The organism is Listeria sp. Marseille-Q6474, assembly GCF_946902005.1.
In the GTDB taxonomy this organism is placed as follows: domain Bacteria; phylum Bacillota; class Bacilli; order Lactobacillales; family Listeriaceae; genus Listeria; species Listeria innocua.
In genome coordinates this window covers 1,442,733-1,458,723 of record NZ_CAMPPS010000001.1, presented here as the reverse complement: position 1 = coordinate 1,458,723, position 15,991 = coordinate 1,442,733, and the positions used below count along the sequence as shown (strand labels likewise).

Sequence of the window (15,991 nt, the reverse complement as noted above, 5' to 3'; positions counted from 1 at the left end):
TATGCGGAAGTAGTTCAGTGGTAGAACATCACCTTGCCAAGGTGGGGGTCGCGGGTTCGAACCCCGTCTTCCGCTTGTTTTCAAAAGTTCCAATATGCCGGGGTGGCGGAACTGGCAGACGCACAGGACTTAAAATCCTGCGGATAGTGATATCCGTACCGGTTCGATTCCGGTCCTCGGCATTATTTTCATATGCGCCCATAGCTCAACTGGATAGAGTACTTGACTACGAATCAAGCGGTTAGAGGTTCGACTCCTCTTGGGCGCACTTTATTAAACGGGAAGTAGCTCAGCTTGGTAGAGCACTTGGTTTGGGACCAAGGGGTCGCAGGTTCGAATCCTGTCTTCCCGATTGTTTCATCTTTTATAATGGGGCCTTAGCTCAGCTGGGAGAGCGCCTGCTTTGCACGCAGGAGGTCAGCGGTTCGATCCCGCTAGGCTCCACCAATTATTTTTTTGAAAATGTGTTGACATTGTCAAAGAAATAGAGTAAGATATAAGAGTTGCTGCTAAACACGGCAACGAAGAAAAAGTGACCTTTGAAAACTGAACAAAGAAGAAGACGAAAAGCAATGAGACGTAAAGTCTCACTGGTAATCGCAGGGCAGAAAACAGAAAGCTGTTTTCAACAAAAACAAACTAGTAATTTAATTGCTAGCGAAGTCAATTTGACGCAAGGAATCTTATTCACGGTGTTGAATAAGTATTCAAATTCAATTTATATTTTAAAGAGAGTTTGATCCTGGCTCAGGACGAACGCTGGCGGCGTGCCTAATACATGCAAGTCGAACGAACGGAGGAAGAGCTTGCTCTTCCAAAGTTAGTGGCGGACGGGTGAGTAACACGTGGGCAACCTGCCTGTAAGTTGGGGATAACTCCGGGAAACCGGGGCTAATACCGAATGATAGAGTGTGGCGCATGCCACGCTCTTGAAAGATGGTTTCGGCTATCGCTTACAGATGGGCCCGCGGTGCATTAGCTAGTTGGTAGGGTAATGGCCTACCAAGGCAACGATGCATAGCCGACCTGAGAGGGTGATCGGCCACACTGGGACTGAGACACGGCCCAGACTCCTACGGGAGGCAGCAGTAGGGAATCTTCCGCAATGGACGAAAGTCTGACGGAGCAACGCCGCGTGTATGAAGAAGGTTTTCGGATCGTAAAGTACTGTTGTTAGAGAAGAACAAGGATAAGAGTAACTGCTTGTCCCTTGACGGTATCTAACCAGAAAGCCACGGCTAACTACGTGCCAGCAGCCGCGGTAATACGTAGGTGGCAAGCGTTGTCCGGATTTATTGGGCGTAAAGCGCGCGCAGGCGGTCTTTTAAGTCTGATGTGAAAGCCCCCGGCTTAACCGGGGAGGGTCATTGGAAACTGGAAGACTGGAGTGCAGAAGAGGAGAGTGGAATTCCACGTGTAGCGGTGAAATGCGTAGATATGTGGAGGAACACCAGTGGCGAAGGCGACTCTCTGGTCTGTAACTGACGCTGAGGCGCGAAAGCGTGGGGAGCAAACAGGATTAGATACCCTGGTAGTCCACGCCGTAAACGATGAGTGCTAAGTGTTAGGGGGTTTCCGCCCCTTAGTGCTGCAGCTAACGCATTAAGCACTCCGCCTGGGGAGTACGACCGCAAGGTTGAAACTCAAAGGAATTGACGGGGGCCCGCACAAGCGGTGGAGCATGTGGTTTAATTCGAAGCAACGCGAAGAACCTTACCAGGTCTTGACATCCTTTGACCACTCTGGAGACAGAGCTTTCCCTTCGGGGACAAAGTGACAGGTGGTGCATGGTTGTCGTCAGCTCGTGTCGTGAGATGTTGGGTTAAGTCCCGCAACGAGCGCAACCCTTGATTTTAGTTGCCAGCATTTAGTTGGGCACTCTAAAGTGACTGCCGGTGCAAGCCGGAGGAAGGTGGGGATGACGTCAAATCATCATGCCCCTTATGACCTGGGCTACACACGTGCTACAATGGATGGTACAAAGGGTCGCGAAGCCGCGAGGTGGAGCCAATCCCATAAAACCATTCTCAGTTCGGATTGTAGGCTGCAACTCGCCTACATGAAGCCGGAATCGCTAGTAATCGTGGATCAGCATGCCACGGTGAATACGTTCCCGGGCCTTGTACACACCGCCCGTCACACCACGAGAGTTTGTAACACCCGAAGTCGGTAGGGTAACCTTTATGGAGCCAGCCGCCGAAGGTGGGACAGATAATTGGGGTGAAGTCGTAACAAGGTAGCCGTATCGGAAGGTGCGGCTGGATCACCTCCTTTCTAAGGAAAAGGAAACCTGTGAGTTTTCGTTCTTCTCTATTTGTTCAGTTTTGAGAGGTTAGTACTTCTCAAGTATGTTTGTTCTTTGAAAACTAGATAAGAAAGTTAGTAAAGTTAGCATAGATAATTTATTATTTATGACACAAGTAACCGAGAATCATCTGAAAGTGAATCTTTCATCTGATAAGAAGTATCATCGCTGATACGGAACATCAGAAAAACAACCTTTACTTCGTAGAAGTAAATTGGTTAAGTTAGAAAGGGCGCACGGTGGATGCCTTGGCACTAGGAGCCGAAGAAGGACGGGACTAACACCGATATGCTTTGGGGAGCTGTACGTAAGCGTTGATCCAGAGATTTCCGAATGGGGGAACCCACTATCTTTAGTCGGATAGTATCCTTACGTGAATACATAGCGTGAGGAAGGCAGACCCAGGGAACTGAAACATCTAAGTACCTGGAGGAAGAGAAAGAAAAATCGATTTCCTGAGTAGCGGCGAGCGAAACGGAAAGAGCCCAAACCAAGAAGCTTGCTTCTTGGGGTTGTAGGACACTCTATACGGAGTTACAAAAGAAAGTTATAAATGAAGCGGTCTGGAAAGGCCCGCCAAAGACGGTAACAGCCCGGTAGTTGAAATGGCTTTCCCTCCAGAGTGGATCCTGAGTACGGCGGAACACGTGAAATTCCGTCGGAATCCGGGAGGACCATCTCCCAAGGCTAAATACTCCCTAGTGACCGATAGTGAACCAGTACCGTGAGGGAAAGGTGAAAAGCACCCCGGAAGGGGAGTGAAACAGTTCCTGAAACCGTGTGCCTACAAGTAGTTAGAGCCCGTTAATGGGTGATAGCGTGCCTTTTGTAGAATGAACCGGCGAGTTACGATTTGTTGCAAGGTTAAGCGGAAAAAGCGGAGCCGTAGCGAAAGCGAGTCTGAATAGGGCGCATAAGTAACAGGTCGTAGACCCGAAACCAGGTGATCTACCCATGTCCAGGATGAAGGTAAGGTAATACTTACTGGAGGTCCGAACCCACGCACGTTGAAAAGTGCGGGGATGAGGTGTGGGTAGCGGAGAAATTCCAATCGAACTTGGAGATAGCTGGTTCTCTCCGAAATAGCTTTAGGGCTAGCCTCGAGGTAAAGAGTCATGGAGGTAGAGCACTGTTTGGACTAGGGGCCCTTCTCGGGTTACCGAATTCAGATAAACTCCGAATGCCATGTACTTATACTCGGGAGTCAGACTGCGAGTGATAAGATCCGTAGTCGAAAGGGAAACAGCCCAGACCACCAGTTAAGGTCCCCAAATATATGTTAAGTGGAAAAGGATGTGGGGTTGCTTAGACAACCAGGATGTTGGCTTAGAAGCAGCCACCATTGAAAGAGTGCGTAATAGCTCACTGGTCGAGTGACCCCGCGCCGAAAATGTACCGGGGCTAAACATATTACCGAAACTGTGGATGAACCTCTTCGGAGGTTCGTGGTAGGAGAGCGTTCTAAGGGCGGTGAAGTCAGACCGGAAGGACTGGTGGAGCGCTTAGAAGTGAGAATGCCGGTATGAGTAGCGAAAGAAGGGTGAGAATCCCTTCCACCGAATATCTAAGGTTTCCTGAGGAAGGCTCGTCCGCTCAGGGTTAGTCGGGACCTAAGCCGAGGCCGATAGGCGTAGGCGATGGACAACAGGTAGAGATTCCTGTACCAGTGCTAATTGTTTAACCGATGGGGTGACACAGAAGGATAGGGAATCGCACGAATGGAAATGTGCGTCCAAGCAGTGAGTGTGAGAAGTAGGCAAATCCGCTTCTTGCGAAGCATGAGCTGTGATGGGGAAGGAAATTAAGTACGGAAGTTCCTGATTTCACGCTGTCAAGAAAAGCCTCTAGGAAGAGTAGTACTGCCCGTACCGCAAACCGACACAGGTAGATGAGGAGAGAATCCTAAGGTGAGCGAGAGAACTCTCGTTAAGGAACTCGGCAAAATGACCCCGTAACTTCGGGAGAAGGGGTGCTCTATTAGGGTGCAAGCCCGAGAGAGCCGCAGTGAATAGGCCCAGGCGACTGTTTAGCAAAAACACAGGTCTCTGCAAAACCGTAAGGTGACGTATAGGGGCTGACGCCTGCCCGGTGCTGGAAGGTTAAGAGGAGTGCTTAGCTTCGGCGAAGGTACGAATTGAAGCCCCAGTAAACGGCGGCCGTAACTATAACGGTCCTAAGGTAGCGAAATTCCTTGTCGGGTAAGTTCCGACCCGCACGAAAGGCGCAACGATCTGGGCACTGTCTCAACGAGAGACTCGGTGAAATTATAGTACCTGTGAAGATGCAGGTTACCCGCGACAGGACGGAAAGACCCCGTGGAGCTTTACTGCAACCTGATATGGAATGTTTGTACCGCTTGTACAGGATAGGTAGGAGCCGAAGAGACGTGTGCGCTAGCATACGAGGAGGCAATGGTGGGATACTACCCTGGCTGTATGACCATTCTAACCCGCCACGCTAAGCGCGTGGGGAGACAGTGTCAGGTGGGCAGTTTGACTGGGGCGGTCGCCTCCTAAAGAGTAACGGAGGCGCCCAAAGGTTCCCTCAGAATGGATGGAAATCATTCGCAGAGTGTAAAGGCACAAGGGAGCTTGACTGCGAGACTGACAAGTCGAGCAGGGACGAAAGTCGGGCTTAGTGATCCGGTGGTTCCGCATGGAAGGGCCATCGCTCAACGGATAAAAGCTACCCCGGGGATAACAGGCTTATCTCCCCCAAGAGTCCACATCGACGGGGAGGTTTGGCACCTCGATGTCGGCTCGTCGCATCCTGGGGCTGTAGTCGGTCCCAAGGGTTGGGCTGTTCGCCCATTAAAGCGGCACGCGAGCTGGGTTCAGAACGTCGTGAGACAGTTCGGTCCCTATCCGTCGCGGGCGCAGGAAATTTGAGAGGAGCTGTCCTTAGTACGAGAGGACCGGGATGGACACACCGCTGGTGTACCAGTTGTTCCGCCAGGAGCATCGCTGGGTAGCTATGTGTGGCAGGGATAAACGCTGAAAGCATCTAAGCGTGAAGCCCCCCTCAAGATGAGATTTCCCATTTCTTCGGAAAGTAAGATCCCTGAAAGATGATCAGGTAGATAGGTTTGGAGTGGAAGTGTAGCGATACATGGAGCGGACAAATACTAATCGATCGAGGACTTAACCAAAAAATGAAACGAAGTTACCTAACTGAACCCTTTCTTCTCTAGTTTTGAGAGAGCAATCTTTCAACAACTTCATATTGTCTGGTAGTTATGGCGAGAAGGTCACACCCGTTCCCATCCCGAACACGGTAGTTAAGCTTCTCTGCGCCAATGGTAGTTGGGGGCTTCCCCCTGCGAGAGTAGGTCGCTGCCGGGCAATATTAAAAGTCCTAATTATTTAGGGCTTTTTTTGTTATAAAAAGATAAATAAATTGCTAAAAGGTACAGGTATCTAGTATAATTAAAGTCAAAAATAGTCAAAGTCAGTGATTTGGAAAATATGGAAAGGAGATTCCTTATAATGAAAAATATTTCTGATATTATAGAAGCTTATTTAAAGCAAGTACTGGAGTCTAGTGAAGCTGTTGAAATTAAGAGAAGTGAAATTGCGGATAAGTTTGAATGTGTGCCTTCTCAAATCAACTATGTAATCAATACTAGATTTACAATGGAACGCGGGTATATTGTTGAAAGTAAACGCGGTGGCGGCGGATATATTCGGATTATCAAAGTGAAAATGAATGATAAGCTTCAATTATTAGAAGCTATTATATCTATGGTTCATGATAAAAAGGTATCTCAATCTTTTTCTGAAGATGTAATTTTAAGGTTACTTGAAGAAGATGTTATAACGAAGAAAGAAGCAAGACTGATGGTTGCTGCACTTGATCGTGAGGTTTTAATTTTACCTCTGCCAGATAGAGATATTTTGCGTAGTAGGATACTCGAATCAATGTTAGTTGCTTTGAAATATGATTAAGGTGTGATGGCTATGATTTGTCAAAAGTGTGGGGAAAACAAGGCGATAATTGCGCTTCAACAGTTAAATGAAGCTGGGAAAGTGGAGTCGTTATACTTGTGCGAGAATTGTGCTACTAAGGAGGCGCTTGCTTCTGAAAAAGACCTTGTTAAAGCAATGGATACTTTTAGTGAAGTAGCTCTGGATTTTTTGACGTTATTACAAAAAGAAGAATCTGCTCAGAAAAAAGTGGTTTGTGAAAATTGCAATCTAAGCTTTGAGGAGTTTTTACAAACTAATCGGGTTGGTTGTGCGGAGTGTTATTCAGCTTTTGAGGAGCAATTAGTTCCGATTATTGGTCGGGTGCAAAATGGTTATAAAAAGCATATTGGAAAAGTACCTGTGGAAATTGAACGTGCGGAAGATGTGCAGAATGAGATAAACCGTCTTCAAGATAAGTTAGCAGACTTAGTAAAAAATGAAGAATTTGAGGAAGCCGCAATTATTCGTGATGAAATAAGGGCTTTGAAAGCTGGGGGTGAGGATAAATGAATGTATTCGAACCTCGGCTCAGTTCTTGGTTAGAAAATGCTGGTGATGACGATGATGTTGTCCTGAGTTCACGTATTAGACTTGCTAGAAATTTAAAAGATGAGCAGTTTCCTATTTATGAACAAAAGGAAGAGGTTGTTGATAATATCGCGGAGGTATTTGATGATAATTTCACTTTAATCAAAATGAATCAGATTTCTAAGTTGCAAAAGGCTCTTTTAGTTGAAAAGCATTTAATTAGTCCTTATATGATGAATAAAAGTGAATATGGTGCAGTTCTCTTAAATGAACAAGAAAATGTGAGTATTATGTTAAATGAAGAAGATCATTTGCGGATACAATGCATGACACCAGGGTTAAGGTTGTTTGATGCTTTAGAGGCAGCATTGCAAATTGATGGATATGTGGAAGAAAAATTAACTTATGCTTTTGATAAACAGTTTGGTTATTTAACGAGTTGTGTGACGAATATTGGAACTGGGATGAGAGCTTCTGTAATGGTGCATTTGCCAGGGCTTGTTACTACGAAAAGAATTAAAAGTGTGATTGAAGCGATTAGGAGCCTCGGTTTTGTGGTAAGAGGTATATACGGGGAAGGTAGCATGCCCGCTAGTAGTATTTTTCAAGTTTCTAATCAAGTGACTTTAGGCAAAACTGAGACGGAAATCGTGGAAGATTTAACGCAAGTCATGGAACAAATCATTATGCAAGAACGTGTGGCTAGGACTACTTTGAAGCAAAAGTTTCACATTGCACTTGAAGATAGAGTTTTTAGATCATATGGTTTATTGATGAATTGTCGAATTATATCTATGCAAGAAGCTTCGGATGCTATTTCTGATATTAGACTTGGTGTGGAATTAGGGTTTTTCGAGCATATTTCTCGCCAAAAAATGAATGAATTGGTACTATTCTCGCAACCAGCTTTTTTGAGAAAAGAAGCAGGACGAGATATGGATGAATTAGAAGAGAAAGTAATACGGGCCAAAGTGATTCGCGAGATTTTGGGCGATAAATAATTAGGCTTATGATAAGGAGGAAACAACAATGATGTTTGGACGGTTTACGCAAAGAGCTCAGAAAGTACTCGCGTTGTCACAAGAAGAGGCGATGCGTTTGAATCATAGTAATTTAGGAACGGAACATATACTTCTAGGCCTTGTAAGAGAAGGTGAAGGAATTGCGGCGAAAGCACTCTATGAACTTGGGATTAGTTCTGAAAAAGTGCAGCAAGAGGTGGAAGGCTTAATTGGTCATGGGGAAAAAGCTGTGACAACGATTCAATATACTCCTCGCGCGAAAAAAGTAATTGAACTTTCGATGGATGAGGCTAGGAAACTAGGGCATACTTACGTTGGAACAGAACATATCTTACTTGGGCTTATTCGTGAAGGAGAGGGCGTTGCAGCTCGCGTTTTAAGTAATCTGGGTATTAGTTTAAATAAAGCGCGTCAACAAGTTTTACAGCTTCTTGGTGGCGGAGATGCTACAGGTGCTGGTCGACAAACAAATACGCAAGCGACACCAACTTTAGATAGTTTGGCACGTGATTTAACGGTTATTGCTCGGGAAGAGAATTTGGATCCAGTGATTGGTCGTTCTAAGGAAATTCAACGTGTGATTGAGGTGCTTAGTCGTCGGACAAAAAATAACCCAGTTCTTATTGGTGAACCTGGTGTTGGTAAAACAGCCATTGCAGAAGGTCTAGCACAGCAAATTGTCCGCAATGAAGTACCTGAAACCTTGCGCGGAAAACGTGTTATGACGCTTGATATGGGGACCGTTGTAGCAGGTACAAAATATCGTGGTGAATTTGAAGACCGTTTGAAAAAAGTAATGGATGAAATTCGTCAAGCTGGTAATGTTATTCTATTTATTGACGAACTGCATACGTTAATTGGCGCTGGTGGGGCGGAAGGTGCGATTGATGCATCCAATATTTTGAAGCCACCTCTAGCTCGTGGTGAATTGCAATGTATTGGTGCAACAACCTTAGATGAATATCGCAAATACATTGAAAAAGATGCAGCGCTTGAAAGACGTTTCCAACCGATTAAAGTTGATGAACCGACTGTAGAAGAGTCTATCCAAATTTTACATGGGTTGCGTGATCGTTATGAAGCGCATCACCGAGTTGCGATTACGGATGAAGCTCTTGAGGCTGCTGTTCGTTTATCTGATCGCTATATTTCAGACCGCTTCTTACCTGATAAAGCGATTGATGTTATTGATGAATCTGGCTCAAAAGTTCGTTTAAAATCTTTTACAACTCCAAAAAATGTAAAAGAAATGGAAAACAATTTATCAGAATTGAAAAAAGAAAAAGATGCCGCTGTACAAGGGCAAGAGTTTGAAAAAGCAGCAGCATTACGTGATAAAGAACAGAAACTCAAGAAATCATTAGAAGAAACAAAAGCAAACTGGCAAGAGAAGCAAGGTCTTGATCATAGCGAAGTAACAGAAGATATTGTTGCTGAAGTAGTTGCTAGTTGGACTGGAATTCCGGTTGCTAAACTGGCTGAAACGGAAACAAACAAACTTCTTAATATGGAAAAACTTTTACATGAGCGAGTTATTGGCCAAGATGCAGCGGTAAAAGCCGTATCACTCGCTGTTCGCCGAGCTCGTGCGGGGCTTAAAGATCCGAAACGTCCGATTGGCTCCTTCATTTTCCTTGGTCCTACTGGGGTTGGTAAAACGGAACTTGCACGTGCACTTGCTGAGTCCATGTTTGGTGATGAGGATTCAATGATTCGGATTGATATGTCCGAGTACATGGAGAAATTCTCAACTGCTCGTTTAGTTGGGGCTCCTCCAGGTTATGTTGGTTATGAAGAAGGCGGTCAGCTGACAGAAAAAGTTCGTCAAAAACCTTATTCTGTAGTGCTTTTAGATGAAATTGAAAAAGCACATCCTGACGTATTTAATATGCTATTACAAGTGCTTGATGATGGTCGTTTAACTGATTCTAAAGGTCGCGTGGTTGATTTTAGAAATACAGTTATTATTATGACTTCTAATATCGGCGCTCAAGAAATGAAACAAGATAAATCCATGGGCTTTAATGTGATTGATCCACTTAAAGATCATAAAGCAATGGAACATCGTGTTTTACAAGATTTAAAACAAGCTTTCCGCCCAGAATTTATTAACCGGATTGACGAAACAATTGTATTTCATTCTCTACAAGAAAAAGAATTGAAACAAATTGTTACGCTTCTGACTTCTCAATTAACTAAACGCCTAGCTGAACGTGATATTCATGTGAAATTAACAGAAGGTGCAAAAGCTAAAATTGCGAAAGATGGTTATGACCCAGAATACGGGGCGCGTCCTTTGAAACGAGCAATTCAAAAAGAAGTAGAAGATATGCTTTCTGAAGAATTACTTCGTGGCAATATCAAAGTAGGCGATAACGTTGAAATTGGTGTGAAAGACGGAAAATTAGAAGTTAGGAAAAAAGCAGCAACTAAAAAGAAAGCTGCTCCTAAAAAAGTAAAATCGAAATAAAAATGATGAACCTTCCTTAAATATTTAAGGGAGGTTTTTTCTGAATAAGGGCTAAAAATATAGAAAGAAGCTTGAAAATACGAATTTGGCTAAAAGGCTTAACGCGAACAGATGATCTGTGGTAAAATGAAGCATATGTATGGAGGGATGTAGAAATGGCTAAGGCAAAAAGGACGACCAAATTTGTGTGTCAGTCATGTGGGTATGAATCGGCAAAATGGATGGGTAAATGTCCGAATTGCAATGAGTGGAATCAGATGGTAGAGGCATTAGAGCCATCGAAAAAATCACGCTCAGCTTTTAATCATACAGGAGAACCATCAAAGGCGACTCCAATAACTCAAATTGCAAGTGAAGAAGAAGCTCGGGTAGAAACTAATATGCCTGAATTAAATAGAGTGCTTGGTGGCGGAGTTGTTCCGGGATCCATGGTGCTTGTTGGTGGCGATCCTGGTATTGGTAAATCCACGCTTTTACTACAAGTGTCGGCACAACTTACACTTACTAATAAGAAAGTATTATATATCTCCGGGGAAGAATCAATTAAGCAAACAAAACTTCGTGCGGAGCGACTGCAAGTTTCCGGTGATAATTTGTATGTTTATGCAGAAACTAACTTAGAAGCGGTTCAAGAAACAATCGACTTTGTAAAACCAGATTTTGTTGTCATTGACTCTATTCAAACGGTTTATCACCCTGATGTCACGAGTGCTGCGGGAAGTGTATCACAGGTTCGAGAATGTACGGCTGCTTTAATGCGGATTGCTAAAATGCAAAATATTGCTATTTTCATCGTTGGTCATGTGACGAAAGAAGGCGCGATTGCTGGACCGCGTTTACTTGAACATATGGTAGATACAGTGCTTTATTTTGAAGGAGAACGTCATCATGCTTATCGAATTTTACGCGCAGTAAAAAACCGTTTTGGCTCCACAAATGAGATGGGGATATTTGAAATGCGTGATATTGGTCTTGTGGAGGTCGCCAATCCATCTGAGGTTTTCTTAGAGGAACGTTTAGAAGGAGCTTCGGGATCAACAGTTGTAGCTTCGATGGAAGGGACTCGTCCTGTGCTTGTAGAGATTCAAGCACTTGTATCGCCAACCATGTTTGGGAATGCAAAACGGATGGCAACTGGAATTGATTATAATAAAGTTTCTTTGATTATGGCTGTTTTAGAAAAAAGAGTAGGTTTAATGTTACAAAATCAAGATGCTTATTTGAAGGCAGCTGGTGGAGTTAAATTAGATGAACCAGCAGTTGATTTGGCGGTAGCAGTTAGTGTGGCTTCTAGTTATCGTGATAAACCAACAAGAAGTACGGATTGTTTTATTGGAGAACTTGGTCTAACTGGTGAGATTCGCCGTGTTGCAAGAATTGAACAACGCGTACAAGAAGCTGCCAAACTGGGCTTCAAACGAATTTTTATCCCTAAAAATAATGAAGGCACTTGGAAAATACCAAAAGACGTGCAAGTGGTTGGCGTAGAAACGATTGGAGAAGCATTGAAGAAGGCTTTACCAGACTGAAAATAAATACTTCAGCGATTCCATGAGTACTATTTGCGGTATAGTCTTTTAATAGTGTAGAATAGTGCTATATGTATGTTTGGTAATAGCCCGATTATATGTATAAATATAAAAATGGAAAGGGGGAAACTAAATGCTTACATGGGTAATTCGAGTGTGTTTTTTAATCCTTGGCGGGACTACGGGAGTCTTTTCACTACCAGCACTATGGGTGAAACTTGGGATAGGACACATTTTGCTAATTAACAATCCTTATACTGATGCTTTGATTGGTGCACTTATATTTTATCTTATTACTTTCTGGGCGGTGAAATATGTAGAAGCCGCACTTAATTGGTTAGAGGAAAAATTAGCTAAAATTGCTATTGCAACGCTTATTTACGGAGGTTTAGGTTTATTTGTTGGTTTAGTTATTGCGTTTTTCGCGAGCAATGCTTTAAGTCAAACAAATATACCGCTTTTAAATTCGGTAGTACCAGTTATTTTAACATTAGTACTAGGTTATTTAGGGTTCCGTATTGGAATTAGTCGTCGCAATGAATTTGGGAATTTTGTTAACAACAGAAATGCGAAGAAGAAAACGCCGGAAGAAGAGCAAACTGAAGAGAAATCTAAGAAAACCTATAAAATTTTGGATACGAGTGTTATTATTGATGGTCGTATTGCCGATATTTTAGCTACCGGATTTTTAGATGGAACTGTTGTTATACCACTTTTTGTATTAGCTGAGCTTCAACACATCGCTGACTCTTCTGATACTTTAAAACGGACAAGAGGTCGACGCGGATTAGATATTTTAAATCGAATTCAAAAAGAAGACTCTATCCAAGTGGAAATGTATGAAAGTGACTTTGAGGATACGCCAGAAGTGGACAGCAAACTTGTAAAACTTGCTAAAGTAATGGGCGGGATTGTCGTAACCAATGATTATAATTTAAACAAAGTATGCGAATTTCAAAATGTACCTGTTTTAAATATTAATGATTTGGCTAATGCAGTAAAACCAGTTGTATTACCAGGTGAAAAAATGACTGTTCTTATGGTGAAAGATGGTAAGGAGCATAATCAAGGCGTTGCATATTTAGATGATGGAACGATGATTGTTGTAGAAGATGGACGTAAATTTATTAATGAAACCATTCAAGTAGAAGTAACAAGTGTGCTTCAAACGTCAGCAGGAAGAATGATTTTTGCTAAACCATCCTGATTGGAAGGAGTAAACAAGCATGAATTATGAGCTGATTTTTTTAGCAGCAGGACAAGGCAAACGTATGAATGCGGAAAAAAATAAAATGTGGCTGGATTTAGTTGGTGAACCAATTTTCATTCATGCTCTGCGTCCTTTTTTGGCGGATAATCGTTGCTCGAAGGTGATTGTCGTGTGCCAAGAAACGGAAAGAAAACATGTGAGAAAGTTGATGCAACAACTTGATGTTGCAGAAGATAGAGTCGAGGTCGTAAAAGGCGGAAGTGAGCGTCAGTATAGTGTAGCTGCTGGACTTGAATGTTGTGGTTTAGAGAGCGTAGTACTTGTGCATGACGGAGCTAGGCCTTTTGTGACGCTAGATATTATTGATCGTCTGTTATTAGGTGTGAAACAAAATAAAGCTGCTATTTGTGCTGTTCAAGTGAAAGATACTGTAAAGCGAGTTATTCACGATGTTGTAAAGGAAACAGTTGATCGTGATAATCTCTGGCAGATTCAAACGCCACAAGCTTTTGAATTACACATTTTACAAAAGGCACATCGTCTCGCAAAAAAAGACCAATTTCTAGGAACTGATGAAGCTAGTTTGGTCGAGCGGATTCCATACCCTGTTGCTATTGTCCAAGGAAGCTATTATAATATAAAGCTGACAACTCCTGAAGATATGCCACTTGCGAAGGCGATTTTAGGAGAACTTGGAGGGAAATTAAATGATTAGGATTGGCCAAGGATATGACGTACATAAACTTGATTATGACCGTGAACTGATTATTGGCGGGATTAAGATTCCTTACGAAAAAGGTCTGCTAGGTCATAGTGATGCCGACGTACTACTTCATGCAGTTACAGATGCCATCATTGGTGCAATTGGTGCTTTGGATATTGGTCATTTTTTCCCGGATACGGATATGGCTTATAAAGACGCGGATTCAGCAGAGCTTCTTGCGGAAATTTGGCGACAGGTGGAAGCAGAGGGGTTCAAGCTTGGAAATTTAGATGCGACTATTATCGCTGAAAAACCGAAAATGGCTCCTTATGTGGAGTTGATGAAACGCCGGATTGCTGAGTTACTTCACGCAGAACCATCCCAAGTAAATGTAAAAGCAACCACGACGGAGAAATTAGGATTTACAGGTAGAGAAGAAGGAATCGCTAGTTTAGCGGTAGTCTTACTTGAAAAATAATTAAAGGAGTGAATAATTGTGAGTGAAACAAAACGAGTACGTGTACGTTATGCGCCTAGTCCAACTGGATTTTTGCATATTGGGAATGCGCGTACTGCCTTATTTAACTATTTATTTGCAAGACATAATGATGGAGACTTTATTATTCGAATTGAAGATACGGATGCGAAACGTAACGTAGCTGACGGCGAAGAAAGTCAAATGAAAAACCTAAAATGGCTAGGTATGGACTGGGATGAAGGTGTTGATGTTCCTGGGAAATATGGTCCTTACCGTCAATCAGAACGTCAATCAATTTATGAACCATTAATTCAACAACTTTTAGATAAAGGCTTGGCGTACAAATGTTATTGTACGGAAGAAGAATTAGAAGCAGAACGTGAAAAACAAAAAGCAAATGGTGAGATGCCGCGTTATAGCGGGAAATGCCGTCATTTAACAAAAGAGCAACAAGCAGAAAAAGAAGCACAAGGTTTTAAACCAAGTATTCGTTTCAAAGTACCAGCTAATGAAACAATTACTTTTAACGATATGGTTAAAGATGATGTTTCTTTTGAATCGAATGGTATTGGTGATTTTGTTATTGCGAAAAAAGATGGAATTCCTACTTATAATTTTGCTGTAGCAGTGGATGATCATTTAATGGAAATCTCGCATGTTCTTCGTGGTGATGACCATATTTCGAATACACCAAAACAAATTTTAATTTATAATGCTTTTGGCTGGGAACCTCCAATTTTCGGTCATATGACACTTATTGTGAATGAAAGCAGACGTAAATTAAGTAAACGTGACGGTTCGATTATTCAATTTATCGAGCAGTATCGTGACCTTGGATATTTACCAGAAGCGTTATTTAACTTTATTGCAATGCTTGGTTGGTCTCCTGAAGGGGAAGAAGAAATTTTCTCTAAAGAAGAATTTATTAAAATGTTTGATCCGAAGCGTTTATCTAAATCGCCAGCATTGTTCGATAATGTTAAATTGACTTGGGTTAATAACCAATATGTGAAAAAATTACCGCTAAATGATGTAGTGGAACTTTCTTTACCGCATTTACAAAAAGCCGGTGTTGTATCTACTGATTTAGATCAAGCAGAACTTGACTGGGTGCACAAATTAGTTTCGCTTTATCATGAGCAAATGAGTTATGGTGCTGAAATTGTGCCACTTTCAGAAATGTTTTTCGCTGATGCTGAATCGATTACTTTTGACGAAGAAGAAAAGGCTGTTCTTGCTGAAGAAACAGTGCCGACAGTTATTTCTGCCTTCAAAAAAGAATTAGAAGCGCTAGATGTTCTTGAAGCGGCGGAAGTAAAAGCTGCCATCAAACGTGTTCAAAAAGAAACTGGCGTAAAAGGTAAAGGTTTATTTATGCCAATTCGTATCGTGACAACTGGCGAAATGCATGGTCCTGAATTGCCACTTGCAATCGAAGTCCTTGGTCTTGAAAAAGTACTAAATCGTTTAGATACATGGTTGCAAAATAATTGATTTTAAATAAAAGTGCCTCGGCTATTTACGGGGCACTTTTTTATTTTGATATATTTCAGTTGCAAGGAATTTTATTGCTGTTATAATAGAACTAAATATACGGAAAAAGTGCTGATGGGAAGAAGTACGGAATTCTAAGCTTATAGAGAGAGTCGCCGCGGCTGGAAGCGACTTAGCTGAACACTCCTGAAATGCCTCCCTGAATTCTGATGGGAAATTTAGTATCGTCAGACGAAATGTGGGTCGTTACCCCCACCCCTAGAGTTGGAGTATCTGCTAAAATTAGC

9 protein-coding genes, 5 tRNA genes and 3 rRNA genes are annotated in these 15,991 nt (G+C 42.6%); all 17 read left to right on the top strand.

The features are described 5' to 3' along the window. Nucleotides 1-3 precede the first annotated feature (3 nt). The 17 genes from OC533_RS07330 (at nucleotide 4) to gltX (ending at nucleotide 15,704) form a co-directional block, all read left to right on the top strand. A tRNA-Gly gene (locus OC533_RS07330) sits at nucleotides 4-75 on the top strand. A gap of 21 nt (nucleotides 76-96) precedes the next feature. Next, nucleotides 97-182: transfer RNA gene (locus OC533_RS07325), tRNA-Leu, on the top strand. Nucleotides 183-194: 12 nt separating this feature from the next. Next, nucleotides 195-268: transfer RNA gene (locus OC533_RS07320), tRNA-Arg, on the top strand. 10 nt (nucleotides 269-278) lie between these two features. After that, nucleotides 279-352, top strand: a tRNA-Pro gene (locus OC533_RS07315). 19 nt (nucleotides 353-371) lie between these two features. Then, a tRNA-Ala gene (locus OC533_RS07310) sits at nucleotides 372-447 on the top strand. 277 nt (nucleotides 448-724) lie between these two features. Beyond that, nucleotides 725-2,274, top strand: a 16S ribosomal RNA gene (locus tag OC533_RS07305). Between the two features lie 247 nt (nucleotides 2,275-2,521). Further along, nucleotides 2,522-5,453, top strand: a 23S ribosomal RNA gene (locus tag OC533_RS07300). A 77-nt stretch (nucleotides 5,454-5,530) separates the two neighbouring features. Then, nucleotides 5,531-5,646 (top strand): 5S ribosomal RNA (gene rrf / locus OC533_RS07295). The 16S, 23S and 5S rRNA genes sit together here with 5 tRNA genes alongside, the layout of an rRNA operon. Before the next feature lie 144 nt (nucleotides 5,647-5,790). Further along, nucleotides 5,791-6,249: a CtsR family transcriptional regulator gene (locus tag OC533_RS07290; protein ID WP_003760062.1), complete on the top strand. Its 459-nt coding sequence runs from the start codon at nucleotides 5,791-5,793 to the stop codon at nucleotides 6,247-6,249. A 12-nt stretch (nucleotides 6,250-6,261) separates the two neighbouring features. Continuing rightward, the gene (locus tag OC533_RS07285) at nucleotides 6,262-6,780 is read left to right on the top strand and encodes a UvrB/UvrC motif-containing protein (protein WP_185343809.1); all 519 of its coding nucleotides are present in this window, start codon (nucleotides 6,262-6,264) and stop codon (nucleotides 6,778-6,780) included. Then, a complete protein-coding gene (locus tag OC533_RS07280) occupies nucleotides 6,777-7,799 on the top strand; it encodes a protein arginine kinase (RefSeq protein ID WP_194330329.1) in 1,023 nt (340 codons plus the stop codon). Before OC533_RS07285 ends, OC533_RS07280 begins: the two co-directional genes overlap by 4 nt. A 28-nt stretch (nucleotides 7,800-7,827) precedes the next feature. Further along, nucleotides 7,828-10,290, top strand: coding sequence for an ATP-dependent Clp protease ATP-binding subunit (locus tag OC533_RS07275; protein WP_003770116.1), 2,463 nt, complete (start codon nucleotides 7,828-7,830; stop codon nucleotides 10,288-10,290). 155 nt (nucleotides 10,291-10,445) lie between these two features. Next, entirely contained in the window at nucleotides 10,446-11,819 is a 1,374-nt protein-coding gene (gene radA, locus OC533_RS07270) for a DNA repair protein RadA (RefSeq protein WP_003765058.1), read from the top strand. A 133-nt stretch (nucleotides 11,820-11,952) separates the two neighbouring features. Then, nucleotides 11,953-13,026: a PIN/TRAM domain-containing protein gene (locus OC533_RS07265; protein ID WP_194323109.1), complete on the top strand. Its 1,074-nt coding sequence runs from the start codon at nucleotides 11,953-11,955 to the stop codon at nucleotides 13,024-13,026. 19 nt (nucleotides 13,027-13,045) lie between these two features. Further along, the gene (ispD, locus tag OC533_RS07260) at nucleotides 13,046-13,744 is read left to right on the top strand and encodes a 2-C-methyl-D-erythritol 4-phosphate cytidylyltransferase (protein WP_003760078.1); all 699 of its coding nucleotides are present in this window, start codon (nucleotides 13,046-13,048) and stop codon (nucleotides 13,742-13,744) included. Next, on the top strand, nucleotides 13,737-14,210 hold the full coding sequence (ispF, locus tag OC533_RS07255; RefSeq protein WP_003760080.1) for a 2-C-methyl-D-erythritol 2,4-cyclodiphosphate synthase: 474 nt from the start codon (nucleotides 13,737-13,739) through the stop codon (nucleotides 14,208-14,210). The genes ispD and ispF overlap by 8 nt, the downstream gene beginning before the upstream one ends. Before the next feature lie 18 nt (nucleotides 14,211-14,228). After that, the gene (gene gltX, locus OC533_RS07250) at nucleotides 14,229-15,704 is read left to right on the top strand and encodes a glutamate--tRNA ligase (protein ID WP_070752811.1); all 1,476 of its coding nucleotides are present in this window, start codon (nucleotides 14,229-14,231) and stop codon (nucleotides 15,702-15,704) included. Nucleotides 15,705-15,991: the final 287 nt, after the last annotated feature.